This is a genomic window from Caldimonas manganoxidans ATCC BAA-369, assembly GCF_000381125.1.
GTDB lineage: Bacteria > Pseudomonadota > Gammaproteobacteria > Burkholderiales > Burkholderiaceae_C > Caldimonas > Caldimonas manganoxidans.
Genome location: NZ_KB905936.1, coordinates 15100 through 38083, shown reverse-complemented (window position 1 = coordinate 38083; position 22984 = coordinate 15100). Strand labels below are relative to the sequence as shown.

General features: G+C 65.0%; 21 protein-coding genes. 8 read left to right on the top strand and 13 right to left on the bottom strand.

Features of this window, described 5'->3' with window-relative positions; all coding sequences use genetic code 11:
• Nucleotides 1-24: 24 nt before the first annotated feature.
• On the bottom strand, nucleotides 25-1431 hold the full coding sequence (locus tag F615_RS0106460; RefSeq protein ID WP_019560357.1) for an FAD-binding oxidoreductase: 1407 nt from the start codon (nucleotides 1429-1431) through the stop codon (nucleotides 25-27).
• A gap of 7 nt (nucleotides 1432-1438) precedes the next feature.
• Nucleotides 1439-1822 (bottom strand): DUF2069 domain-containing protein, encoded by a 384-nt coding sequence (locus F615_RS0106455; protein WP_019560356.1) that lies wholly within the window; start codon nucleotides 1820-1822, stop codon nucleotides 1439-1441.
• Nucleotides 1823-1841: 19 nt separating this feature from the next.
• Here F615_RS0106455 and F615_RS0106450 point away from each other — a divergent pair, with 19 nt between their 5' ends.
• Nucleotides 1842-3074, top strand: a complete 1233-nt coding sequence (locus F615_RS0106450; protein WP_019560355.1) for a YihY family inner membrane protein — start codon at nucleotides 1842-1844, stop codon at nucleotides 3072-3074.
• Nucleotides 3075-3080: 6 nt separating this feature from the next.
• On the opposite strand, the gene F615_RS0106445 is transcribed toward F615_RS0106450, so the two are convergent.
• From F615_RS0106445 to F615_RS0106435, 3 genes are read right to left on the bottom strand one after another with little or no spacing between them, the layout of a single operon-like run.
• Entirely contained in the window at nucleotides 3081-3416 is a 336-nt protein-coding gene (locus tag F615_RS0106445; protein ID WP_026330090.1) for an Mpo1-like protein, read from the bottom strand.
• Nucleotides 3413-4243, bottom strand: coding sequence for an alpha/beta fold hydrolase (locus F615_RS0106440; RefSeq protein WP_019560353.1), 831 nt, complete (start codon nucleotides 4241-4243; stop codon nucleotides 3413-3415). Before F615_RS0106440 ends, F615_RS0106445 begins: the two co-directional genes overlap by 4 nt.
• Nucleotides 4240-5547, bottom strand: coding sequence for an O-acetylhomoserine aminocarboxypropyltransferase (locus F615_RS0106435; RefSeq protein WP_019560352.1), 1308 nt, complete (start codon nucleotides 5545-5547; stop codon nucleotides 4240-4242). The genes F615_RS0106440 and F615_RS0106435 overlap by 4 nt, the downstream gene beginning before the upstream one ends.
• 133 nt (nucleotides 5548-5680) lie before the next feature.
• Here F615_RS0106435 and F615_RS0106430 point away from each other — a divergent pair, with 133 nt between their 5' ends.
• The 4 genes from F615_RS0106430 (at nucleotide 5681) to F615_RS0106415 (ending at nucleotide 10726) form a co-directional block, all read left to right on the top strand.
• On the top strand, nucleotides 5681-6139 hold the full coding sequence (locus tag F615_RS0106430; RefSeq protein ID WP_019560351.1) for a CBS domain-containing protein: 459 nt from the start codon (nucleotides 5681-5683) through the stop codon (nucleotides 6137-6139).
• Between the two features lie 166 nt (nucleotides 6140-6305).
• Complete coding sequence (gene aroC, locus F615_RS0106425; RefSeq protein WP_019560350.1) at nucleotides 6306-7412, top strand: chorismate synthase; 1107 nt, start codon at nucleotides 6306-6308, stop codon at nucleotides 7410-7412.
• Between the two features lie 4 nt (nucleotides 7413-7416).
• Nucleotides 7417-8613, top strand: a complete 1197-nt coding sequence (locus F615_RS0106420; protein WP_019560349.1) for an MFS transporter — start codon at nucleotides 7417-7419, stop codon at nucleotides 8611-8613.
• Nucleotides 8614-8845: 232 nt separating this feature from the next.
• Complete coding sequence (locus tag F615_RS0106415) at nucleotides 8846-10726, top strand: carbohydrate-binding module family 20 domain-containing protein (RefSeq protein ID WP_019560348.1); 1881 nt, start codon at nucleotides 8846-8848, stop codon at nucleotides 10724-10726.
• A gap of 19 nt (nucleotides 10727-10745) precedes the next feature.
• Here the strand turns inward: F615_RS0106415 and F615_RS0106410 are convergent, their stop codons facing one another.
• The 5 genes from F615_RS0106410 to F615_RS0106390 form a co-directional block, all read right to left on the bottom strand.
• Nucleotides 10746-11960 (bottom strand): AGE family epimerase/isomerase, encoded by a 1215-nt coding sequence (locus F615_RS0106410; protein ID WP_019560347.1) that lies wholly within the window; start codon nucleotides 11958-11960, stop codon nucleotides 10746-10748.
• Between the two features lie 9 nt (nucleotides 11961-11969).
• Nucleotides 11970-13037, bottom strand: a complete 1068-nt coding sequence (locus F615_RS0106405) for an ABC transporter ATP-binding protein (protein WP_019560346.1) — start codon at nucleotides 13035-13037, stop codon at nucleotides 11970-11972.
• A gap of 5 nt (nucleotides 13038-13042) precedes the next feature.
• Entirely contained in the window at nucleotides 13043-13891 is an 849-nt protein-coding gene (locus F615_RS0106400; RefSeq protein ID WP_019560345.1) for a carbohydrate ABC transporter permease, read from the bottom strand.
• The gene (locus tag F615_RS0106395) at nucleotides 13888-14778 is read right to left on the bottom strand and encodes a carbohydrate ABC transporter permease (protein WP_019560344.1); all 891 of its coding nucleotides are present in this window, start codon (nucleotides 14776-14778) and stop codon (nucleotides 13888-13890) included. Before F615_RS0106395 ends, F615_RS0106400 begins: the two co-directional genes overlap by 4 nt.
• An 85-nt stretch (nucleotides 14779-14863) precedes the next feature.
• Nucleotides 14864-16144 (bottom strand): ABC transporter substrate-binding protein, encoded by a 1281-nt coding sequence (locus F615_RS0106390; RefSeq protein ID WP_019560343.1) that lies wholly within the window; start codon nucleotides 16142-16144, stop codon nucleotides 14864-14866.
• Between the two features lie 226 nt (nucleotides 16145-16370).
• Here F615_RS0106390 and F615_RS0106385 point away from each other — a divergent pair, with 226 nt between their 5' ends.
• The 3 genes from F615_RS0106385 to F615_RS19170 all read left to right on the top strand — a co-directional run bounded on the left by F615_RS0106385 (nucleotide 16371) and on the right by F615_RS19170 (nucleotide 19361).
• A complete protein-coding gene (locus F615_RS0106385; RefSeq protein WP_019560342.1) occupies nucleotides 16371-17345 on the top strand; it encodes a Bug family tripartite tricarboxylate transporter substrate binding protein in 975 nt (324 codons plus the stop codon).
• Entirely contained in the window at nucleotides 17342-17836 is a 495-nt protein-coding gene (locus tag F615_RS0106380; RefSeq protein ID WP_019560341.1) for a tripartite tricarboxylate transporter TctB family protein, read from the top strand. Before F615_RS0106385 ends, F615_RS0106380 begins: the two co-directional genes overlap by 4 nt.
• Before the next feature lie 124 nt (nucleotides 17837-17960).
• Complete coding sequence (locus F615_RS19170) at nucleotides 17961-19361, top strand: tripartite tricarboxylate transporter permease (protein ID WP_375060583.1); 1401 nt, start codon at nucleotides 17961-17963, stop codon at nucleotides 19359-19361.
• Here the strand turns inward: F615_RS19170 and F615_RS0106370 are convergent.
• From F615_RS0106370 to F615_RS0106360, 3 genes are all read right to left on the bottom strand, one after another.
• Nucleotides 19341-20789 carry a sensor histidine kinase gene (locus tag F615_RS0106370; RefSeq protein WP_019560339.1) on the bottom strand — a complete coding sequence of 483 codons (1449 nt, stop codon included), beginning with the start codon at nucleotides 20787-20789 and terminating at the stop codon, nucleotides 19341-19343. The two genes, F615_RS19170 and F615_RS0106370, sit on opposite strands and share 21 nt — an antisense overlap.
• The gene (locus tag F615_RS0106365; protein WP_026330084.1) at nucleotides 20786-21466 is read right to left on the bottom strand and encodes a response regulator transcription factor; all 681 of its coding nucleotides are present in this window, start codon (nucleotides 21464-21466) and stop codon (nucleotides 20786-20788) included. The genes F615_RS0106370 and F615_RS0106365 overlap by 4 nt, the downstream gene beginning before the upstream one ends.
• 123 nt (nucleotides 21467-21589) lie before the next feature.
• Nucleotides 21590-22981 (bottom strand): L-serine ammonia-lyase, encoded by a 1392-nt coding sequence (locus F615_RS0106360; RefSeq protein WP_019560337.1) that lies wholly within the window; start codon nucleotides 22979-22981, stop codon nucleotides 21590-21592.
• Between the last annotated feature and the right edge of the window lie 3 nt (nucleotides 22982-22984).

The following is a 22984-nucleotide window of genomic DNA, read 5'->3' as shown; positions in this document are numbered from 1 at the left end:
CCTTGCGGTTGCGGCGCCCTGGGCTCAAGGACTCAGCAGCCGTCCCGGGTTGAATAGGCCCTGAGGGTCCAGGGCCCGTTTGATGGCCCGCATCAAGCCCAAGGCGACCGGTGATTTGCGTGCCGCGAGTTCGTCGCGCTTGAGCTGCCCCACGCCGTGCTCGGCCGAGATGGAGCCGCCATGCGCCGTGACGGCGTCGTAAACGATGCGATTGACGGTCTTTTCATGGGCGGCCAGGAACTCCGCGCCGGAGATGCCTGCCGGGGCCTGGACGTTGTAGTGCAGGTTGCCGTCGCCCAGGTGACCAAAATCGACCAGGCGGACTCCCGGCAGTCGGGCGGCAAGGGTCGCGTCGGTGGCCGCGACGAAGGCGGGGATGCGCGACACCGGCAGCGAGATGTCGTGTTTGATGTTGGGGCCTTCCTCGGCCTGCGCCAGTGGGATGGATTCCCGCAGATGCCACAGCGCGCGGGATTGCTCCAGGCTTTCGGCGACGACCGCGTCGCTGATGAGGCCAGCTTCATAGGCTTGCTCGAGCAGCTGCTCGAACAGCGCGCGCGCGTGGGCCTCGGATTCGTGATCGGAGGCTTCCATCAGCACCGTCCAAGGCGAAGGGGGTAGCGGTTGAGGCCGTTGCGGGAAATGGCGGCGTACGAGGTCGAGTGAGAACTGGTTCATCACCTCGAAGCCGGTGAGACTGGGGCCCAGGCGGGTCTGCGCGCACTGCAACAGACGCACGGCAGCGTCCATCGAGGGTAGGGCGGCCCATGCGGTCATGCGGGCCGCGGGCATCGGGTACAGCCGCAGGGTGGCGGCCGTGATGAGGCCCAGAGTGCCTTCGCTGCCGATGAAGAGGTCGCGCAGATCGTAGCCAGTATTGTCCTTGCGCAAGCCACTCAGGCCGTCCCAGATGTCGCCATCGGCCGTCACGACCTCCAGGCCCAGGCACAGCTCGCGAGCGTTGCCGTAACGCAACACCTGGGTGCCTCCGGCATTGGTGGCCAGGTTGCCACCGATGGTGCAACTGCCCTCGGCTGCTAGGCTCAGGGGGAACAGCAGCCCTTTTGCCGCGGCGGCTTCTTGCACGGCTTGCAGCACGCAGCCGGCCTCCACCGTCATCGTGAGGTTGGCGCTGTCGATGTCGCGAATGCGCTGCATTCTTTGCGTGCTCAGCAAGACTTGTCGGCCGCTGTCGTCGGGCACCGAGGCGCCGACCAAGCCGGTGTTGCCGCCCTGGGGTACCACGCTCACGCCGTGTCGGGCGCAGGCGCGGACCACGGCGGCGGCTTCGGCTGTGTTGGCGGGGCGAACGACGGCCAGGGCCTTGCCTCGATAGCGGCGTCGCCAGTCGAGTTCGTATGCCGAGAGGTCACCATCGGTGAGCACCTGAGAGGCGCCTACCGCTGCGCGTAAATCGTCGAGCAGACTCATAAGGGGTTCAGGCCGAGGGATGGGGGGAGGCGTTGCGCGCATGGCGTAGCCGCCAACGCACGTGCAAGGCGCAAGCGGTGAACAGCAGCAGACACAGCACGACTTCGATGGCCGCGAGCACGGCGCTGAAGCCGCGGTCGGAGGTGGCGCGCACCACGCCTTCGGTGAAGTAGATCCACACCAGCAGGCTCACCCAGCGGTAGGTGTACATGCGGTGTCTGAGCAAGCCGCTCAAGGGAAGAAGCAGGGGCAAGACCTTCAGCGCAAGCCAGGAGCCCCCGGGGCGCAGGGGGGCAAGCCACAGCTCCCACGCTAGGCCGAGCAGGATCAGGCCCGTAAGGCTGCCGACGGCCAAGGCGCGCGTGAGGTCGATGCGGTCGTGATGCTCCATCGGTGGCATCATAACGGGCATGAATGTTCCCAAGCAGCTGCCGCTGTCGGCGCGCGAGCGGCTGTCGGCGCTGGTCCATGCCTTGCAGGACTGGCCTTGGCGCGAGACCTTGCGAACGTTGGGTCAGCGTTTCCGTGAGGACCGATTGGGTCTGACCGCCGGCAGTCTGACGTTCACCACGCTGATTTCCTTGGTGCCACTGTTCACCGTGACGTTGGCGGTGTTCACGGCATTTCCGATGTTCGCCAGTTTTCAGGCGGCGTTGGAGGCTTATTTCATCAAAACCTTGGTGCCCGAGGCCATCGCCAAGCCCGTGCTGAAGGCGCTGACCCGTTTTGCAGCCAATGCCAATCGGCTGGGGACGGCGGGTTTGGTGGTGTTGGTGTTGACGGCGCTGTCGCTGATGCTGACGATCGATCGCACGCTCAATGCCATTTGGCGGGTGCGCAAGTCGCGTCCGATCGCGCAGCGGGTGCTGGTGTATTGGGCCGCGGCGACGTTGGGGCCGCTGTTGCTGGGCATGAGCCTGACGTTGACCTCGTATGCGCTGACGGCATCGCGCGGCTGGGTCGGCCAGTTGCCCGCCGGCGTGAACCTGTTGTTCAACGCATTGGAATACCTATTGATGGCCGTGGCGTTTGCCGGCTTGTTCCGGTATGTGCCCAATACCCATGTGCGCTGGTCACATGCGTTGGCCGGTGGGGTGTTCGTGGCCACGGGTTTGGAGCTGGCCAAGGCGTTGTTGGCTTGGTACGTGCGCAGCGTGCCGACCTACTCGGCCTTGTATGGCACGTTTGCGACGGTGCCCATTTTTTTGGTGTGGCTCTATCTGGTGTGGGTGGTGGTGTTGCTGGGGGCGGTGATTGCCGCGTATGCACCAAGTTTGCAGATGCGGGTGGTGCGCCGCCCGCCCACGCCGGGGCACCGTTTCCATTTGGCCTTGTCGGTGCTGCGCGAATTGCGCTCCAGTCGCCAGCAGGCCAGTCATGGGCTGAGCGTGGAGGCGTTGTCGCGGCGGTTGCGTGTGGATCCTTTGCAGATCGAGCCTTTGCTGGACAAGCTGCGTGCCTTGGATTGGGTGGGCCGGTTGGACGAGGAGGGCGGGGCGCGCCATGTGCTGCTGGTCGAGCCAGAGCACACGTTGGCGCAGCCCTTGGTGGCCGAGCTGCTGCTCGATCCGGCTCCCGATGTGCGTCGTTTTTGGGACAAAGCCGGCTTCGGCCGCATGACGCTGGCCGACTTGCTGGAGTGAGCCTCATCAGAACGGGATCTTGCCCGTCCAGATGTCTTTGTACATCACCCAGTCACCCATGAAGCTGTACAGCGGGCGCTTGAAGGACGCGGGCTTGTTTTTCTCGAAGCCGAAGTGGCCGATCCACGCGAAGCCGTATCCGGCCAACAAACCGTAGAGCAAGTACAGCGGCTGGCCGGTGATGAGCAGCGCTGCCAAGCAGATCAAGGCCAAGGTGGAGCCGACGAAATGCAGCCGACGGCAGGTGCGGTTGCTGTGTTCGCTGAGATAAAAGGGGTAAAACTCGGAAAAGCTCCTGAAGCTGCGCGGGTCCACACCCTGCGCTGGCAATGGGGTGCTCATGTGGGACTCCCAGGCGAGGCCAGAAAACCTTTGAGGGCATTCAACACCCCATCGGGGTTTTCCGTCATCAGGGAATGCCCGGCAGGCAAGGTCTGGACGTGCGCGCGCAGCGCCGCCCTCAGGTATTTCGTTGCCGCGGGTGGGGTCATTTGGTCTCGGGCGCCCAGCAGTAGCAGGGCCGGGCACTGCACGCGCTGCGCCGCTTGCAGTCCGGCGGCGTAGCGGTCGCAGATGGAGAAATCGATGTGGAAGAGGTTGGCGCCGTCGTGTTGCCGGGCATAGCGGGCTTGGGTCTGTTGCATCAGGGCCAGGTTGACCCCGTGCAACCAGGCGCCGGGCCCTGGCGCCGATGGCTTGGCCGCCAGCGTGCCGATGGAGAAGCCGTTGACCATGCGCATGGCCTGGTGCGGGTTCTTGAGCGCGGTGTCCAACAGCGCCGGCGAGACCTTCATCGGGTAGGCCGTGGCCAGTAGCGCCAGGTGGGTCGCGCGGTCGCCCAGGCGGACGGCAGCCTCGAGCGCGACGAGCGACCCCATGCTGTGCCCCACCAGAGCCGCTCGGCTGACGCCGGCGGCCTGCAGCAGGGCCATGAGCCAGTCGGCCAGCGTCTCGACGCTGTCCAGGGCCGGTCCGGGACTGCCCCCATGCCCCGGAAGGTCCACTGCGAGCACGGCGTGGCCGTGATGGGCCAGGTAACGGGTTTGCAAGGCAAAGACGCTGTGGTCGTGCAGCGCACCATGGATGAAGACCACACAAGGCAGAGCCGGATCGAAGGGCTTGCCACCGGTGTAGACATGGGCTTGACGGCCCTGAACCGAGAGTTTCATGTGCTTGCCCCTGCTTTTTCGGCGGCCTTCAAGGCGCGACCCAGATCGTCGATCAGATCGGCCGGGTCTTCCAGGCCGATGGATAGGCGGATGGTGCCCGGTGTGATGCCGGCTCGGGCCAGTGCGGCGTCGTCCATGCGGAAATGGGTGGTGCTGGCCGGGTGGATGACCAGCGAGCGGCAGTCGCCCACATTGGCCAGGTGTGAGAACAAGCGCAGGCTTTCGATGAAGCGGCGGCCTTGCTGGCGGCTGCCCCGTAGGTTGAAGCTGAAGACGGCACCGCAGCCTTTGGGCAGGAGGCGTTGGGCCAATGCATGGCCGGGGTGGGTGGGCAGTTCGGGATAGGCGACCGATTCGACCATCGGGTGCTCGGCCAGAAATTTCACCACGGCTCGGGTGTTGGCGACATGACGTTCCATGCGCATCGACAGGGTTTCGATCCCTTGCAGGATCAACCAGGCCGAATGCGGGCTGAGGCAGGCACCGAAGTCGCGTAGGCCCTCGCGGCGTGCGCGCAGCAAGAAGGCGCCCACGCTGCTTTCCTCGGTGAACACCATCTGGTGAAAGCCTTCGTAGGCTTGGGTCAGTTCGGGGAAACGCCCCGAAGCCTCCCAGTCGAAGCGCCCGCCGTCGATCAGCACGCCGCCGATGACGGTGCCATGGCCGCTGAGGAATTTGGTGGCCGAGTGCATCACCAGATCGGCGCCATGCTCGAGGGGGCGCAGCAGTGACGGTGGGGTGAAGGTGGAATCCACCAGCAGGGGCACACCGTGCTCATGGGCGATGGCGCTGACGGCGGGAATGTCCAGCACGTCCAGCCCAGGGTTGCCCAGTGTTTCACCGAAAAACAGCCGGGTGCTGGGGCGGATGGCGGCCCGCCAGGCGTCCAGGTCACCAGCCGGGACGAAGGTCGTCTCGATGCCGAAGCGAGGCAAGGTGTAGTGCAAGAGGTTGTGCGAGCCGCCATACAGTGACGAGCTGGCGACGATGTGGGAGCCGGCGCCCATCAGCGTGGCCACCGCCAAGTGCAGCGCAGCCTGACCGCTGGCCGTGGCAATGGCTCCGACGCCGCCTTCGAGAGCGGCCATGCGCTCCTCCAGCACGGCCGTGGTGGGGTTGGAGATGCGGGAGTACACATGGCCGGCGCGCTCCATGTTGAATAGCGCAGCGGCATGATCGCAGTCGTCGAAGACGAACGAGGTGCTGAGATAAATGGGCACCGCGCGGGCGCCGGTGGTGGGGTCGGGCGCACTGCCGGCGTGCAAGGCCAGTGTGTCGAAGCCGGGGTCGGAATATCCTGGCATGATGTCTCCAAGGTCTTGGTCTGGCTCCTGGGATGATCCAGGAGAAGGCGTACTGCTCGCGCACCGGCATTGTGGGCTATATTGAAGTCCCGTTTCCGTTTCGCCGATCCGAGTCTTGCCAGAGGAGGCCACCATGAAAGTCAGTGACATCTTGCGTGTCAAGGGAGGTACGCTGTTCACGGTGTCGCCCGACGAGCGCCTGGGAGAGGCCATGAAGACCATGGCCGAGCACGACATCGGTTCGCTGGTGGTGATGGAGCACGGCGAGCTGGTGGGGATGTTGACCTTCCGTGAGTGCATCCAGGCCGTGGTGGCCAATGGGGGCTCGGTGGGTCAGACGATCGTTCGCACCGTGATGGATGCGGCGCCACTGACGTGCACCCTGGAGACCGAGATCGACGAGGTGCGTCGCATGATGCTGGGACGGCATGCCCGCTACATGCCAGTGATGAACGATCGCACCTTGATGGGCGTGATTTCGTTCTACGACGTGGCCAAAGCGGTGGTGGAAAGCCAAGATTTCGAAAACCGCATGCTCAAGGCCTATATCCGCGACTGGCCCGTGGGCGACGAGCCGGCGCAGGCCTCCTGAACGCTGCGGGGCGGGCCCTGCCCAGCCCCGGCCACCGGGGCCCAGGCGTCTTGGCGCAGCCCGCGCCGTATCGAGCGGTGCTTCGGCCCGTAAAATCGGGGGTTCTCTTCCATAGGCCGGGGCTGCCATGTTGGTGCGACTCCGGTCCCTTGATCGCTTGGGTTCCATGTCCGGCAGCACTTTCGGCCAGCTCTTTCGTGTCACCAACTTCGGCGAGTCCCACGGTCCGGCCATTGGCTGCGTGATCGACGGTTGCCCGCCTGGACTGGCCTTGTCGCCGGCTGATATCCAGCCGGATCTGGACCGTCGCCGTCCTGGCACTTCGCGTCATGTGACCCAGCGCAACGAACCCGATACGGTGGAGATCCTCTCGGGTGTGTACGAAGGGCGGACCACCGGCACGCCGATTTGCCTGCTGATCCGCAACACGGACCAACGGAGCAAGGATTACGGCAATCTCTTGCAGACCTTCCGCCCGGGGCATGCCGACTACACCTACTGGCACAAGTACGGTATCCGTGATCCGCGCGGCGGCGGGCGTTCCTCGGCGCGGCTGACCGCCCCGATGGTGGCTGCGGGGGCTGTGGCCAAGAAATGGTTGCGCCAGCAGTACGGCACCACGTTCCGTGGCTGCATGACCCAGTTGGGCGAGATCGAGATTCCGTTCGAGTCCTGGGAGCATGTGCCCCACAATCCTTTCTTCGCCCCCAATGCCAGCATGATCGAGCGGCTGGAAGCCTACATGGATGCCCTGCGCAAGGCCGGTGATTCGGTCGGCGCCCGTCTGCGTGTGGAGGCCTGCGGCGTGCCGGTGGGCTTGGGCGAGCCGTTGTTCGACAAGCTCGATGCCGACATTGCCTACGCCATGATGGGCATCAACGCGGTCAAGGGGGTGGAGATCGGTGCAGGTTTTGCCAGCGTGTCTCAGAAGGGCACCGAGCATGGGGATGAGCTCACGCCGGAGGGCTTTTTGAGCAACAACGCCGGCGGTGTGCTGGGCGGCATCAGTACCGGTCAGGATCTGGTGGTGCATCTGGCGATCAAGCCGACGAGTTCGATCCGCACGCCGCGTCGCTCGATCGACCTGCAAGGCCAACCGACCACGGTGGAGACCTTCGGGCGCCATGATCCCTGCGTGGGCATCCGTGCCACGCCGATTGCCGAGGCCATGCTGGCCCTGGTGGTGATGGATCACGCCTTGCGTCACCGCGCCCAATGTGGTGATGTGGCGGTGACCACGCCCAAGATCCCCGCCAGCGCAGCGCAGGCCTGAGCCCGTGGCGGCGGCCACCGGCGTGCCCGCGCGCCCCCAGGGCCTGTGGCGATTTGCCGCACTGGCGGCGGTCTACTTTGGCTTCATTGGCTATTTCAACCCGTATTTGCCGTTGTGGTTGAAGGAGTTGGGCTTTGGCTCGCTGGCCATCGGTGGACTGACCGCCGTCCAAAGCCTCACTCGGGTGATCGCGCCTTATAGCTGGGGGTGGCTGTCCGACCACACAGGCCGACGCACGTTGCTGATGCGCTGGGCTGCCAGCCTGGGTTTGGCCAGCAGTCTGGGCCTGTTGTGGATGCCGCAGTGGGTGCCGCCTTCGGTGAGCCTTGTCGCGGTGGTGCTCTTTTTGATGTTCTTCAACACCAGCGCGATGATGCCCATGGCCGAGGCAGCCCTGGCCCAGCGGGTGAGTACGTCGCAGGGCCTGGACCTCGCTCGCTACGGCCAGGTGCGTGTGTGGGGTTCGGTGGGCTTCATCGTCACGGTGCTGGTCTTCGGTTGCGTGTTCGAGCGTTTTGGCTTGGCTTGGTTTGCGACGGGCACGGTGGCCCTGCTGGCGGCCCTGGTGGCCGTGTGCTGGCGCTTGCCGGCTGGCGATGAGGCGTCCACAGCCGGCAGCCCGGCGCCGGCCTTGGCACCGGTGTTGGCGCTGCCAGCGGTGCGCTGGTTTTTCGTCTCGGTGTTCTTCATGATCCTGGCGCATGTCGCGTTGTATGCCTTTTTCTCGCTGTACCTGGACGCCCTGGGCCACAGCAAGCGTGTGGTGGGGATGCTGTGGGCCGTGTCGGTGATGGTGGAGATCGTTTGGTTTTTGTTGCAGGGGCGCTGGTTGGTGCGCTGGCCGCTGTCGTATTGGATGGTCTTGGTCTGTGGGGTGGCTGCGTTGCGCTTCGGAGCCACCGCCGCGTTCGGAACCAGCCTGGTGGTGCTGGTGGTCGCGCAGCTCAGCCATGCCTTGACGTTTGCCACCCATCACACGGTGTGCATGGCCTTCATCCATCGGCACTTTGGTGATCGCCTGCGCGGACGCGGCCAGGCCTTGTACTCGGTGCTGGGCTATGGGGTGCCAGGCGTGCTCGGGGGGGTGGTCGGCGGCGCATTGGGTGATGCGTGGGGCTGGTCCAGCGTGTTCTGGGCGGCCGCGCTGGCCGCAGGCTTGGCCACGCTGGCGGCGTGGCGGGTGGCGCAGATCGAGGGATGAGCCTCGAGCGCAGCGTGGCTGGTTTTCCCTGATGCTTCGGCGCAAAACGGGCCGCTGCTGACGGCTTGGCCGTGTAGTGTGCGTAGTCCTTACAAAAAAGTCCGATGTAACGCGGGCGTACCGGGGCTCGACCTCTGGCGCCCCCAGGCCAGGCTGCCTATGCTGCGGCTCATTCCCCAACCGAGGCCGGCGGCACCGGCCGACACCCCATCGAGCACCGCAGGAGACATCGATGCCGCAGCTTTACCCATTGCCGCCGCGCTGGCGGCGCGCGGCCCGGCAGGGCCTGGCCGCCTTGACGCTGGCCACCACGGCCCTGGGCATCTCGACGGCCCAGGCCCAGAGTGCACCGCGCACGGCCTTCGTGCATCTGTTCGAATGGAAGTGGACCGACATCGCGCGCGAGTGCGAGACCTTCCTCGGGCCCAAGGGCTTCGCGGCGGTGCAGGTGTCGCCCCCGAACGAGCACAACTGGGTGACCAGCGGTGATGGTGCACCTTATCCGTGGTGGATGCGCTACCAGCCGGTGAGCTACAGCCTGGACCGCAGCCGCAGCGGCACGCGCGCCGAGTTCCAGGACATGGTCAACCGATGCAATGCCGTGGGCGTGGGCATCTACGTGGACGCCGTGATCAATCACATGTCCGGCGGCACGGGCGGCACCTCGAGCGCTGGGCGCAGCTGGAGCTATCACAACTACCCTGGGCTCTATGGCCCCAACGACTTCCACCAGCCGGTGTGCAGCATCACCAACTACGGGGATGCGAACAATGTGCAGCGTTGCGAGCTCTCGGGCTTGCAGGACCTGGACACTGGGAGCGCTTATGTGCGCGGCAAGATCGCCGACTATCTGGTGGATCTGGTCAACATGGGGGTCAAGGGCTTCCGGGTGGATGCGGCCAAGCACATCAGCCCGACCGACCTGGGCGCCATCATCGATGCGGTCAACAGCCGCACCGGCGCGAACCGCCCTTTCTGGTTTCTGGAGGTGATTGGCGCGGCCGGCGAGGCAGTGCAGCCGAACCAGTACTTCTCGCTCGGCGGCGGCCAGGTCACCGTGACCGAGTTCAACTATGGGAAGCAAATCTTCGGCAAGTTCGCCGGTGGCGGCCGTCTGGCCGAGCTGCGCAGCTTCGGTGAAACCTGGGGCCTGATGCCCAGCAGCAAAGCGATTGCTTTCATCGACAACCACGACAAGCAGCGCGGTCATGGCGGCGGTGGCAACTATCTGACCTACCACCATGGCTCGACCTACGATCTGGCCAACATCTTCATGCTGGCTTGGCCTTATGGCTACCCGGCGCTGATGTCCAGCTATGCCTTCAACCGCAGCACGGCCTACGACACGAGCTTTGGCCCGCCACACGACAGTGGTGGCGCCACCCGTGGCCCCTGGGATGGTGGCGGCAGCCAGCCGGCCTGCTTCAACCAGAGCATCGGTGGCTGGGTGTGTGAGCACCGCTGGCGGGGCATCGCCAATATGGTGGCCTTCCGCAACGCCACGCTGCCCAACTGGACCGTGACCGACTGGTGGGACAACGGCAATAACCAGATCGCTTTCGGGCGGGGTGACAAGGGCTTCGTGGTGATCAACCGCGAAGACGCCGCGCTGACGCGCAACTTCAAGACCAGCCTGCCAGCCGGCCAGTACTGCGATGTCATCTCCGGGGACTTCAACAATGGTCAGTGCACGGGCCATGTGGTGACGGTCGATGCCGGCGGCTACGTGACGCTGACGGCCGGGCCCAATGGTGCGGCGGCCATCCACGTGGGCGCCCGTCTGGACGGCGCCTCTCAGCCGCCGACGACCGCCTCGGTGACGTTCAACGCGTCGGCCGATACCTTTTGGGGACAGAACCTGTTCGTCGTGGGCAACCACAGCGCACTGGGCAACTGGTCGCCGGCGGCCGCCAGGCCGATGACTTGGATTTCCGGTTCGGGCACGCGCGGGAACTGGCGCGCGGTGCTCAATTTGCCGGCCAATACCACCTACCAATACAAGTTCATCAAGAAGGACGGGGCTGGAAACGTGGTTTGGGAGGGCGGTGGCAATCGCGTCGTGACCACGCCGTCTGGGGGCGGATCGGTGAGCACGGGCGGCAATTGGCAGTAGCCGGCGGCGGGGGCGCTCTTCAGGCGCCCACCACCCGCAGCATCTCGTAGCAGTTGCCCAGCGTGTGATAGTCCAGCCGGCCCACCGGGGTTTTTTCTTCGCCCAGTCGGCGGTTGTCGCGGGTGAGCGTGTGGTACCAGGCGCCGTGTTCGTGGTCGATGAAATAGTCCCAGCAGTAAGACCACAGTCGGTCGTACCAGCGCCAATAAGTTTCCAGGCCGGTGCGGTGGCCCAACAGGGCGGCCGCGGTGGCGGTTTCGGACTGTACCCAGAAGGCCTTGCGGTCGTCGCATATGCTGCCGTCGGGCGCCATGCGGTTGAACAGGCCACGGGCTTCTTCGTCCCAGCCATGGGCCACGGTAAAGTCGAACAGGGCCTGGGCGCGCGGCAACAGCCACGGGGCCGGACGCAGGCGGTCCAGGATGAGCAACAGCTTGGCCCATTCCGTTTGATGACCCAATTGGTAGCCCCAGGGACGAAAGATCTCGTCGGGCTGGTCGCGGTGGTAGGTCCAATCGGGCGTCCAGTCGGCGTGGTAGTGCTCCCAGATATGGCCGTCGGTCTGGTCGGCCAGATCCACCGTGACACGTCGGGCGATTTGCTCGGCCCGGTCGAGGTAGGTCGTGTCCCCCGTGGCTTCAAAGGCGCCCAGCAGCGCTTCGAAGACGTGCATGTTGGCGTTTTGGCCGCGGTACGACCCCCAGCGGCCATCTTCGGTCAGCTCGTCGGCATACAGCCCTTGGGATGGGTCCCAGAATAGGTCATTCAAGGTCTGCCAGGTCTGGGTCAGCCATTCGCGCGCTTGCACCACGCCGGCTTTGAGCGCATGGGCATAGGCCAGCATCACGAAGCCCAAGCCATAGGCATATTGCGCGTCATCTTCCACCATGTATTCACGTCTGCCGTCGGGGCGGTCCTCCACGCGCAGCATCCAGGCATAGCGGCCGGTGGCTGCATCGAGGTGGGCTTCGCGCAAGAAGGCCAGGCCGTGGCGAACGGCGTCTAGATAGGTCGGCGTGCGGAAATGCAAATGCGCCTGGGCGTAGTTGTAGATCAGGCGCGTGCTGTTGACGAGGTGCCGGTGTTGTGTGTCGTAAGCCGTGCCGTCGTCGAGGAAGAAGTGAAAGTACCCCCCGCGCCGATCGATGCAGCGCGGGTGGTAGAAGGCCATCGTGTGAAAGATGTGCTCTTTCAAAAAGGCAGCGGAGCGATAGAGCGGAAAGACTTGCATCATGCAAGAGTATCAGGCGATGCGCAGCTCGGTCTGTCCGTCGAAGAGGTGGCTGTGCTCGGCAGACCAGGTCAGATGGACGCGCTCGCCCACGCGTTGCGTGACCTTGCCGGGCACGCGCACCGTAAGGCGGCCCAGGGGGGTGTCCACCAAGGCGTAGGTTTCCGGCCCCGTGGGTTCGACCATGCCCAACTCACCGGGCAGACCGTGGTCTGAGAACTGCAGGGCTTCAGGGCGCAGGCCGTAACTGATGGCCTGACCGGCATGCGCCTGCAGGGCTTGCTGCTGCCCAGGAGTGAGCGCCAGACTCCATCCATGGGCCTGCAGCTCCTCGGAGCCGGTGCGCGAGGCCTCGATGAAGTTCATGGCCGGTGAGCCGATGAATTCGGCAACGAAACGGTTGGCCGGTCGGCTGTAGATGTCCTCAGGGGTGCCGAACTGCTGGACCTGGCCGTCCCTCATCACGGCGATGCGGTCTCCGAGTGTCATGGCTTCGACCTGATCGTGCGTGACGTACACGGTGGTCGTGCGGGTGCGCTGGTGCAGCAGTTTGATTTCCGCGCGCATCTCCACGCGCAGCTTGGCGTCGAGGTTGGACAGGGGTTCGTCGAAGAGAAATAGTTTGGGATTGCGCGCCAGGGCCCGGCCCATGGCCACACGCTGGCGTTGGCCGCCCGAAAGCTGGGCCGGCCTGCGGTCCAGCAGATGCTCGATTTGCAGCATCTTGGCCACGCGGGCAATCGCGGCTTGGCGCTCGGCTTTGGGCACCTTGCGCATCTCCAGGGCAAAGCCGATGTTGTCGGCCACCGTCATGTTCGGATAGAGCGCATAACTCTGGAACACCATGGCGATGTCGCGATCCTTGGGCAGGGCGTGGGTGACATCGCGATCGCCGATGTGGATGCTGCCGGAGGTCGGGTGGTCCAGTCCGGCGATCATCGCCAGCAGCGTGGACTTGCCGCAGCCCGAAGGGCCGACGAGGATCAGAAATTCGCCCGCCTCGACTTCGAGATCGATGCCTTTGAGGATTTCGATGGAATGGTAGGCCTTGCGGACTTGGCGGATGGAGAGGGCTCCCATGGGACTCAACCTTTCACGGCGCCGGCGGTGAGGCCGCGCACGAAATATTTGCCAGCGATGATGTAGACGATCAGCGTGGGCAGGGCGGCGATCATGGCGGCGGCCATGTCGACGTTGTACTCCTTGACGTTGGCGGTGGTGTTGGCCAGGTTGTTCAGGCCCACCGTGACCGGCTTGGACTCTGCGCCAGTGAACACCACGCCATAGAGGAAGTCGTTCCAGATCTGCGTGAACTGCCAGATCAGGGTGACGACCAGGATGGGCGTGGACAGCGGCAGGACGATGCGCCAGAAGATGCGCCAGAAGTCGGCACCATCGATCATGGCGGCTTTGACCAACTCGTCGGGCAGCCCCACGTAGTAGTTTCGGAAGAACAGCGTGGTGGAGGGCAGGCCAGCCAGCACGTGGACGAGCACCAGGCCCCAGATGGAGGTCGACAGCCCCAGCCAGCCCAGCACTTGCGACATCGGCAGCAGCACCACCTGCATGGGCATGAACACACCAAAGAGCATCAGCCCGAACACCAGCTCGCTGCCGCGGAAGCGCCACTTGCTCAACACATAACCATTGAGAGCGCCAAGCACGGTGGAGATCAGCACGGCAGGCACCACCATCGCGATGGAGTTCATGAAGAAGGGCCGCAGCCCTCCGCAGTCGGTGCCCGTGCAGGCACTGGACCAGGCTTTGGACCAAGCGGCCAAGCTTGGGTTGGATGGCAGGTCCAGCAGGCCGCCGGCACGGATCTGGTCCATGTCCTTCAGGGAGGTGACCACCATCACATACAGCGGCGCGAGGAACAGCGCAGCGAAGACCGCCAAGGCGCCCAAGATGAGGAATCGATGCAAATGCTTCATGCGGACTTCTTCGTGCGCAGTTCGCTGTAGAGGTAGGGAACGACGATGGCTGCGACCGTGGCCAGCATGATGGTGGCCGATGCCGCTCCCAGGCCGATCTGACCACGAGTGAAAGCCATCGTGTACATGAAAGTGGCAGGCACGTCGGTGGCGAAACCAGGGCCACCGGCGGTCAGCGCCATGACCAAGTCGAAACTCTTGATTGCGATGTGTGACAGCACCAGCAATGTGCTGAAGAAGACGGGGCGCAGACTGGGGATGAGGATGCGCCAATAGATGCGCGGCAGGCTGGCGCCGTCGAGTTGGGCGGCCTTGATGATGCTGTCGTCGATGCCGCGCAGCCCGGCCAGGAACAGGGCCATCACGAAGCCGGCCGATTGCCACACCCCGGCGATCACCACGGTGTAGATGGCCCGATCGGGGTCGATGAGCCAGTCGAAACGAAAGCTCTCGAAGCCCCATTGGTGCATCAGGTGCTCCAGGCCCAGGCCCGGATTGAGAATCCATTTCCAGGCCGTGCCGGTGACGATGAAGCTCAGCGCCATCGGATAGAGGAAGATGGTGCGCAAGGCGCCTTCGGCGCGCACCTTCTGGTCCAGCAAGATGGCCAGCAACAAGCCCAAGGCCATCGACAGGCCGATGAAGAGCACACCAAAGATGCCCAGGTTGCGCATGGCCAGCCACCAACGTTCGCTCTCGAACAAGGTGACGTACTGCTCGAGACCGACGAATTCGTAGTTGGGTAGCAGCCGTGAGGCCGACAGCGAAAGGTAGCCGTTCCAGGCGATGAAGCCGTAGATGAAGATCATCGACAGCACGAAAGAAGGCGCGAGCACCAAGCGCGGCAGCCAAGGCTGGCGCGGCCGCAAGGCAGGGGAGGAGGTCATGCGGGATCGGTGAGGAACTTCAGAGACGGCGGCCGCGGCCCCAGGGCCGCGGCCGCCGGCGCAACACACGCCGGGGACAAAGAAATCACTGCGCGCGGGCCGCCGCAGCGATACGATCCATGGCTTCTTTCGCGCTCATGCGGTCGCTGTTCCAGAACTGCGAGACCACATCCTTGATCGCGCCTTCGATGGCCGAGGGAACGGCCATGCCATGGGCGATGGAGGGCACCAAGGTGCCGGACTTGGCCGAGGCGGCGAAGTCGCGTGCCGAGAGTTTGGCGCAGTCATCGAACTTGGACAAATCCATGTTCAAGCGCACCGGGATCGACCCCTTGTTCAGATTGAACACCTCCTGGAACTCCGGCGAGACCAGGGCTGCGGCCAAGTCTTTCTGCGCCTTGACGTTGGCTTCGTTCTTGATCTTGAACATCGCGAAGCTGTCGACGTTGTAGGTAAAGGCCTGGGCCGTACCAGGGGCCGGGGCGCAGAGGAAGTCCTTGCCGGGCACTTTGCCAGCGGCGACGAACTCGCCTTTGGCCCAGTCCCCCATCAGCTGCATGCCGGCTTGGCCGTTGATGACCATCGCAGTGGCCAGGTTCCAGTCGCGTCCCGGGGCGTTGCGGTCGGTGTAGTCCTTGATGCGCTTGAAGGTGGTGAGCACCTTCTCCATGGTCGGGCTCTTGAGCGCGGTCTGGTCCAGTTGCACCAGGGCTTTCTTGTAGAAGCCCACGCCGCCCACGCCCAGAGCGACCGATTCAAAGGTGGTGAAGTCCTGCCAATTCTGGCCGCCATGGGCCACGGGGATCACACCGGCCTTCTTGAGGGCCTCGGCCGCGGCAAAGAATTCGTCCCAGGTGGTCGGCATCTTCACGCCAGCCTTGGCCAAGACCGCCGGGTTGGCCCATAGCCAGTTCACGCGATGCACGTTGACCGGTGCGGCCACATAGCTGCCTTTGTATTTCAGTCCATCGGCAATGGGCTTGGGTAGCAGGGCGTCCCAGTTGTTGGCCTTGGCCACGTCATCGATGCTGGCCAGCACGCCTTCGCGGGCCCACTCCTGAATCGACGGTCCCTTGATCTGGGCGGCTGCCGGTGCATTGCCCGACACCACACGCGATTTGAGTACCGTCATCGCCGAGTCGCCACCGCCGCCGGCCACCGCGAAATCGCGCCAAGTGTGTCCGAGCTTGAGCATTTGGCCTTTCAACGCGGTGGCGGCCTTGGCTTCGCCGCCAGAGGTCCACCAATGCAGCACTTCCACCTCACCGGCCGTCACGGCCGTGCTCAGGCCCAGGGCGGCGCAGGCCGCCCAGGCCTGCTTTGAAAGGCGCGCGAGGCGCGAGCGTGTGGATCGGGTCAGGGTCATGTCCTTGCTCCTCAGGTTGTGGGTATGCACGTCGGGGACGTGTCTGCCAATGTTAAGAAAAAATTAAAGAATTATCCATGCAGTATTAATGAGGGATTCCACGGATAGGCGCGCTGCCCCACCCCTCGCAAACGCTGATGCCAGGATCAGCGCCGCCAATTACGCTCGACAGGCGCGGGCGCGAGTGCCGCAGCCCCATGACAGGATCAATTGATTGGAGACGCTCATGAACCCCATTCGCCGACGAATCATCGTGACGGCCGGTCTGGCTCCCACGCTGGGGGGCCTGTCCTCTTTGGCTTGGGCTCAGCAGCTGTTCGAATCGATCCTGATGTTCGTGCCTGCGGCTCCCGGCGGTGGCTGGGACGGCACGGCCCGGGCCATCGAGGCGGCCTGCAAGGCCGCCGGCCTGGTGGGGAGTTTCCAGTTCGAAAACGTCGGTGGGGCCGCGGGCATGGTGGGCTTGCCGCGCTTCGTCAACCAGCGCCGAGGCCAGGGCAACGCGATGATGGTGGGCGGCTCGGTGATGGTCGGTGGGGGCATTGCCAACAAAAGCCCGGTCACGATCAAAGACGTCACCCCGCTGGCCCGATTGACCGAAGAAGCTGGCGTCATCGTGGTGCCGGCCAGCAGTCCACACAAGACCTGGAAGGACCTCGAGAACGCCCTGCGTGCCGACCCGAAGGCCGTCAGTGTGGCCGGCGGCTCTTCCGGAGGAACCGATCATTTGCTGCTGGGGCTCATCCTGCGGGCGCTGGGCAAGACCCCCCGCGAGGCGGCCTATGTGGCATTTGCCGGTGGGGGCCCGGCCACGGCGGCGGTGTTGGGCGCCCAGGTGGTGGCGGGGATCTCGGGGTATTCCGAGTTCGCCGAACACATCCGTAGCGGTCGGCTGCGGGCCCTGGCGGTGTCCGGCAGTGTGCGCATCCCGGGCGTGGACGTGCCCACGCTGAAGGAGCAGGGCCTGAACGTGACGGCCGCAAATTGGCGCGGTGTGTTCGGCGCGCCCGGGATTTCGGCATCACAGCGCCAAGCGCTGATCGATTTGTTGACCCGCATGCATGCCTCGCCGGCCTGGAAGGAGGCACTCGAGCAACGCAAATGGACCGATGTGTTCCTGGCCGGGGATGCCTTTGCGCAAATGCTGGCGGCAGACATCGCGGCCACCGAGGCCGTGATGAAAGATTTGGGCCTGGCATGACCGGACCGCTGCGCCCGCGTGCAGGCCCCATCGGCATGGGGCTGGCGTTGTTGGCTGTGGTCGGGGTGGCGGCCTGGCAGGTCGGCAGGATTCCCGAGGCCCCGGTGTTTGCGGCGGTGGGGCCAGCAGTGATGCCCCGCATCCTGGTGGCAGCGTTGGCCGTGCTGTCGGTGTTGTATCTGGCCATGAGCTTGCAGGGCCGCAGCAGCGACGTGCTGCTCGATGAACACGAGTCGCCCTTGCCGGGGCAGCACCGCCGGGTGGCCTGGCTTGTCGGCGGCTTGGCGGCTCTGTTGGGGCTCACGCCCGTGGTGGGCATCGGGCTGGCCGGTGTGCTGGCCTTCGTGGGGATCGCCCGAGCCTTCGACAGCGCGCGCTGGGGGCGAGATCTGTGCGTGGGAGGGTGTGTTTCTCTTGCGGTGTGGATCCTTTTCGACCGGTTGCTGGGTGTGTCGCTCGGCCGCTTTGCCAACTTCCTGCCCTGGCCTTGAGCGCCTCATGACCTTGGCCATTGCCTTGACTGCATGGACACCTTCGCAGCCCTGATGGGCGGCTTTGCCGCCGCGCTACAGCCCGAGATCCTGCTCTATGTTTTTGGGCTGTCTGCTCGGGACGATGGTGGGGGTGTTGCCCGGGATCGGGCCGGCACTGACCATCGCCTTGCTGCTGCCACTGACCTACAAGGTGCCGGCCGCGGCGATGTTCGTGATGTTTGCCGGGGTGTACTACGGCGCGATGTACGGGGGCTCGACCACGTCCATCCTGATCAACACCCCCGGGGAGTCGGCCACCGTGGTGACGGCCTTGGAGGGCTACAAGATGGCCAAGAACGGCCGCGCCGGCCCCGCGCTGGCCACGGCGGCCATCGGCAGCTTCGTGGCAGGCACCTTGGCCACCATTGCGCTGACCTTCGTGGCGCCCGGGGTGGTCGAGCTGGCCTTGCGCTTCGGGCCGGCCGAGTATTTCAGCCTGATGCTGCTGTCGCTGGTGGCCGTCTCGGCGGTGTTGGGCCGCTCGATGCTGCGTGGCCTCATCGCACTGGCGCTGGGTTTGCTGTTGGGCTTGGTGGGCATCGACCTGCAAACCGGTCAGCCAAGGTTCACCTTCGGGCAGGCCGAGCTGCTCGATGGCGTGGAGTTCACTGCCGTGGCCGTGGGCCTGTTTGCGGTGGGTGAGGCTTTGTATTTGGCCTGGCAGGGGCGAGCGGGGCAAGGCGAAGTGCTCAGGCTGCAAGGGCGGGTATGGCTGACGCGCGAGGACTGGCGGCGCAGCTTCTGGCCCTGGGTGCGTGGCGCGGGCTTTGGCTTTTCGATCGGAGCCTTGCCCGCCGGAGGCGCCGAGTTGCCGACACTGCTGTCGTATTACACCGAGAAAAAGCTTTCCAAGCACAAAGACGAATTCGGTCACGGCGCCATCGAAGGCGTGGCCGGACCGGAGGCGGCCAACAATGCCTCGGCCGCAGGCGTGCTGATGCCCTTGCTCACCCTGGGCATTCCAACATCGGCCACCGCTGCAGTCATTCTGTCGGCTTTCGAGAGCTATGGCTTGCAACCGGGACCCACGCTCTTTGCTTCCCAAGGCGGCTTGGTGTGGACCTTGATTGCCAGTTTGTACATTGGCAATGTGATCCTGCTGATGCTCAACTTGCCGTTGGTGGGGCTGTGGGTGAAGCTGCTGTCGATTCCGGTGCCACTGCTCTATGCCAGCATCATCCTGATTTCCACGGTTGGGGTCTACGGGGCTGGCAACTCGCTGTTCGATGTGGCCTTGCTGTACGTCTTTGGCGTGGTCGGCTATGCGATGCGGCGCTTCGATTTCCCCGTCGCGCCTTTGGTCGTGGGGCTCATTCTGGGCCCGATGCTGGAGCAATCGATGCGTCAGGCGCTCACCATCAGTCAGGGCCAGTGGAGCACCTTCGTGACCCGGCCGATCTCGGGCTCGTTGCTGTTGATTGCCGCACTGCTGCTGGTGGTGCCTCCTCTGTGGAAGCGAGTGTCAGTCCGTCGCCATCGGTAGGCACACCACGGCCCGCAAACCGTGCGGCTGCACGGGTTCCAGGTGGACATGGCCGGCATGGCGCTCGACGATTTCCTTGACGATCGCCAATCCCAGTCCACAGCCATGGCCGTCCTGGCTGGCGCGCACGAAACGCTCGAAGACCCGTTGGTGGGCATCGGGGCCGGCCTCGGCGGGCAGGCCCGGCCCATCGTCCTCGACCACCACTTCGGCCTGCCCGTGCACCGCGCGGGTCAGCACGGTAACGCTGGCACCTCGGCCAGCGTAGCGCACGGCATTGTCGATGAGGTTGAGCAGCAGCTCACGAATCAACAACGGGTTGCCCAGGACAGGCAAAGGCTGTGCATCGCGGTCCTCCACGCCCAGATCCACTCCTGCTTGCAGGGCGCGGGGCACTTGCTCGGCGGTCACCTCGCGCACCAGCCGGTCCAGATCGAAGCGGCGACGGCCGAGCGCGGCAGCCGATTCCGGTTCGGCGCGTGCCAGCACCAGCAGCTGTCCCACCAAGTGGGCCGCACGAGTGGCGCTTTCGTGGACGCGTTGCAGCCGTGTCCGCAGAGCCGGGTCCTGGGCCTCGGCCAAGGCGAGCTCGACTTGCGACTTCAGCCCGGCCAAAGGGGTGCGCAACTGGTGAGCGGCATTGCTGATGAAGCGGCGCTGCGTGCTGACACTCTCCTGCACCTGGGCCAACAGGCTGTTGACGGCTTGGGCCAGGGCACGCACCTCTTGGGGGGCGGCTTCGAGTTCGATGGGGGCCAAGTCGTTGGGGGCACGGTCTTCCACCACGGCCTGCAGCCGTGCCAGCGGGGCCAGGCCGGCGCGGATGCCGCCCCAAACGATCAGTGACATCAACAGGATCAAGCCCGACAGAGGCAAGACCGTATCGATCAGGATCTGTCGGGCCAGCTCCTCCCGGCTGGCTCGGCTCTTGGCCAGCTGCACCAGCATGTGCTGCGGCGAGGACTGATCGCCATAGGCAAGGTACAAGGCCGCCACACGCACCGGCACGCCATCGACCAGACCGTCGTAGAAGTAGGGGCGATCGAGTTCCAGATTGGGGATCGGCGGTGGGGGCGGCAGCGTGTTGTTACCCAGGATGAACTGGCCCGGGGGCGTGCTGACCATGTAGTAGACGCGATCATCCGGGTCCGTCTCCAAAATGGCCTGTGCCGCCTTGGGCAAGTCGATCAGCAATCCATTGTCGATCGGTTTGACTTGCTGCGCCAGCGCGCGTGAGGACTGGTACAGGCTGCGATCGATGGCCAGATTGGCGTGACGCGCGGCCACGCTGTAGGTCACGAAGGCCGCAGCGATCCACAGCACGAGCTGCGGCATCAGCAGCCACCACATCAAGTGGCGATGAAGCGAGCGCCGCCCGGGGGCCAGACCCAAGCGCGCCTGCAGGGCGCTCCAGCGCGGAAGGTTCACGCCTTGGGATCCGTTTCAAGCAAGTAGCCCAGGCCGCGCACCGTGCGAATCGACAAGCCCGAGGGCTCCAGCTTGCGTCGCAGACGGTGGATATACACCTCGATCGACCCGGCAGGCTCACCCTTGGCCGCGGCCTCACCGCTCCAGGACTGGGTGATCTGTTCCTTGGTGACGACCTTGTCGCGCTGACTGAGCAAGAGCTCCAGCAAAGACCATTCCCGAGGCGACAGGTCCACCACCTCGCCGGCGATGGTGGCGCGTCGTGCGTCACGGTCCATCTGCAATTGCCCGGCTTGCAGCAGCGATCCATGGCCCGGCTGAGCCCGCCGAAGCAGGGCTCGCACCCGGGCTTCGAGTTCGGGAAACTCGAAAGGTTTGGTCAGATAGTCGTCGGCCCCGGCATTGAGCCCCTCGACACGGTGTTCCAGATCGCACAGCGCCGTCAGCACCAAAATGGGCTGGGCTGGCTTGCTGGCGCGCACGCGCTTGAGCACGGTCAGACCATCGATCAGCGGCAGCCCGATGTCGAGGATGGCCGCATCGAAGTGCTGGCGGTTGAGCAGATATTCGGCCACGGCGCCGTTGTCGGCCGTCTCCACCTCGAAGCCGGCGTGTTCGAGGTTGGCCACCAAGGCGTCGGCGAGTATGGCGTCGTCTTCGGCTAACAAGAGTCGCATGCCGGAAGCTTAACGCGAAATTACAAAAAAACCACCCTGGGGCTTGCACTATGGAAGGGCCGGGCTGCCGCGCCCCTCGAGGGGGCAGGGCCCATTCACCACGGCGGGGCTGCCTGGCGGGCCTCAGCACTCGACGATGTTCACGGCCAGCCCGCCCCGGGCGGTTTCCTTGTACTTGGTCTTCATGTCCGCGCCGGTTTCGCGCATGGTTTTGATGACCTGGTCGAGACTCACGTGATGGACCCCGTCGCCGCGCAGGGCCATGCGCGCGGCATTGATCGCTTTGACCGAGGCGATCGCATTGCGTTCGATGCAAGGGATTTGGACCAGTCCGCCCACGGGGTCGCAGGTCAGGCCGAGGTGATGTTCCATGCCGATCTCCGCGGCGTTTTCCACCTGCGCTGGGGTGCCACCCAAGACCGCACAGAGCGCACCGGCGGCCATCGAGCAGGCCACGCCCACCTCGCCCTGACAACCCACCTCGGCACCGCTGATCGAGGCGTTTTCCTTGTAAAGAATACCGATCGCCCCGGCGGTGAGCAGGAAGTCGATCACACCGGCCTCGGTGGCGCCTGGGACGAAGCGTGTGTAGTAGTGCAGCACGGCGGGCACGATGCCTGCTGCGCCGTTGGTGGGCGCCGTCACCACGCGACCGCCGGCCGCGTTTTCCTCGTTGACGGCCAGCGCATAGAGGTTGACCCAGTCCATCACCTGCAAGGGATCTCGCAGGGCGGCTTCCGGATGGGCCGTGAGCGAGCGATACAACGCCGCGGCGCGCCGGCGCACCTTGTAGCCGCCGGGCAGCGTGCCTTCGGCCTGACAGCCGCGCTTCACGCAATCTTGCATCACGCCCCAGAGGTGCAACAGCCCTGCATCGATCTGGGCATCGCTGCGCAAGTGACGCTCGTTCACACGCATCACGCCGGCGATGGACAAGCCCTCGCGTCGGGTCAGCGCCAGCAGTTCGGCTGCGCTGTGGAAGGGCAGGGGCAGCACGGTGGTGTCCGGCGCGATGCGCTTTTGACGGCTGCCGTCGGCGGCCACGTCTTCGCTGACCACGAAGCCCCCACCTACCGAGTAATAAATGCGCGCAGCCAGCTCGGTGCCGCTGGCGTCGTAGGCCAGGAAGCGCATGCCGTTGGCATGAAACGGCAGGCTCTGCCGGCGCAGGAAGACCAGGTCCTCGGCTTCGTCCAACGTGATGGGATGCGTGCCTCCCAGCACGAGCTTGCGCTCCAGGCGGATGGCCGCCAGCATCGAGGGCACCTGGTCCACGTCCACGGTATCGGGCTCGTGGCCGGCCAGCCCCAGCAGCACGGCTTTGTCGCTGCCGTGGCCCTTGCCCGTGGCCCCCAGCGAGCCGTACAACTCGCAGCGCACGCGTGCAACGGCATCGAGCCTGCCCTCCTGCCGCAACCGCTCGATGAACATCCGTGCCGCACGCATCGGGCCCACGGTGTGCGAGCTCGACGGGCCGATGCCCACCTTGAACAGGTCGAAGACCGAGACGGCCATGGT

What these genes read in the sequence shown, in the direction of transcription:
- F615_RS0106460 (WP_019560357.1), bottom strand. Translation starts at nt 1,431, where the DNA reads ATGAGTCTGCTCGACGATTTACGCGCAGCGGTAGGCGCCTCTCAGGTG.
- F615_RS0106455 (WP_019560356.1), bottom strand. Translation starts at nt 1,822, where the DNA reads ATGGAGCATCACGACCGCATCGACCTCACGCGCGCCTTGGCCGTCGGC.
- F615_RS0106450 (WP_019560355.1), top strand. Translation starts at nt 1,842, where the DNA reads ATGAATGTTCCCAAGCAGCTGCCGCTGTCGGCGCGCGAGCGGCTGTCG.
- F615_RS0106445 (WP_026330090.1), bottom strand. Translation starts at nt 3,416, where the DNA reads ATGAGCACCCCATTGCCAGCGCAGGGTGTGGACCCGCGCAGCTTCAGG.
- F615_RS0106440 (WP_019560353.1), bottom strand. Translation starts at nt 4,243, where the DNA reads ATGAAACTCTCGGTTCAGGGCCGTCAAGCCCATGTCTACACCGGTGGC.
- F615_RS0106435 (WP_019560352.1), bottom strand. Translation starts at nt 5,547, where the DNA reads ATGCCAGGATATTCCGACCCCGGCTTCGACACACTGGCCTTGCACGCC.
- F615_RS0106430 (WP_019560351.1), top strand. Translation starts at nt 5,681, where the DNA reads ATGAAAGTCAGTGACATCTTGCGTGTCAAGGGAGGTACGCTGTTCACG.
- aroC (WP_019560350.1), top strand. Translation starts at nt 6,306, where the DNA reads ATGTCCGGCAGCACTTTCGGCCAGCTCTTTCGTGTCACCAACTTCGGC.
- F615_RS0106415 (WP_019560348.1), top strand. Translation starts at nt 8,846, where the DNA reads ATGCCGCAGCTTTACCCATTGCCGCCGCGCTGGCGGCGCGCGGCCCGG.
- F615_RS0106410 (WP_019560347.1), bottom strand. Translation starts at nt 11,960, where the DNA reads ATGATGCAAGTCTTTCCGCTCTATCGCTCCGCTGCCTTTTTGAAAGAG.
- F615_RS0106405 (WP_019560346.1), bottom strand. Translation starts at nt 13,037, where the DNA reads ATGGGAGCCCTCTCCATCCGCCAAGTCCGCAAGGCCTACCATTCCATC.
- F615_RS0106400 (WP_019560345.1), bottom strand. Translation starts at nt 13,891, where the DNA reads ATGAAGCATTTGCATCGATTCCTCATCTTGGGCGCCTTGGCGGTCTTC.
- F615_RS0106395 (WP_019560344.1), bottom strand. Translation starts at nt 14,778, where the DNA reads ATGACCTCCTCCCCTGCCTTGCGGCCGCGCCAGCCTTGGCTGCCGCGC.
- F615_RS0106390 (WP_019560343.1), bottom strand. Translation starts at nt 16,144, where the DNA reads ATGACCCTGACCCGATCCACACGCTCGCGCCTCGCGCGCCTTTCAAAG.
- F615_RS0106385 (WP_019560342.1), top strand. Translation starts at nt 16,371, where the DNA reads ATGAACCCCATTCGCCGACGAATCATCGTGACGGCCGGTCTGGCTCCC.
- F615_RS0106380 (WP_019560341.1), top strand. Translation starts at nt 17,342, where the DNA reads ATGACCGGACCGCTGCGCCCGCGTGCAGGCCCCATCGGCATGGGGCTG.
- F615_RS19170 (WP_375060583.1), top strand. Translation starts at nt 17,961, where the DNA reads ATGGTGGGGGTGTTGCCCGGGATCGGGCCGGCACTGACCATCGCCTTG.
- F615_RS0106365 (WP_026330084.1), bottom strand. Translation starts at nt 21,466, where the DNA reads ATGCGACTCTTGTTAGCCGAAGACGACGCCATACTCGCCGACGCCTTG.
- F615_RS0106360 (WP_019560337.1), bottom strand. Translation starts at nt 22,981, where the DNA reads ATGGCCGTCTCGGTCTTCGACCTGTTCAAGGTGGGCATCGGCCCGTCG.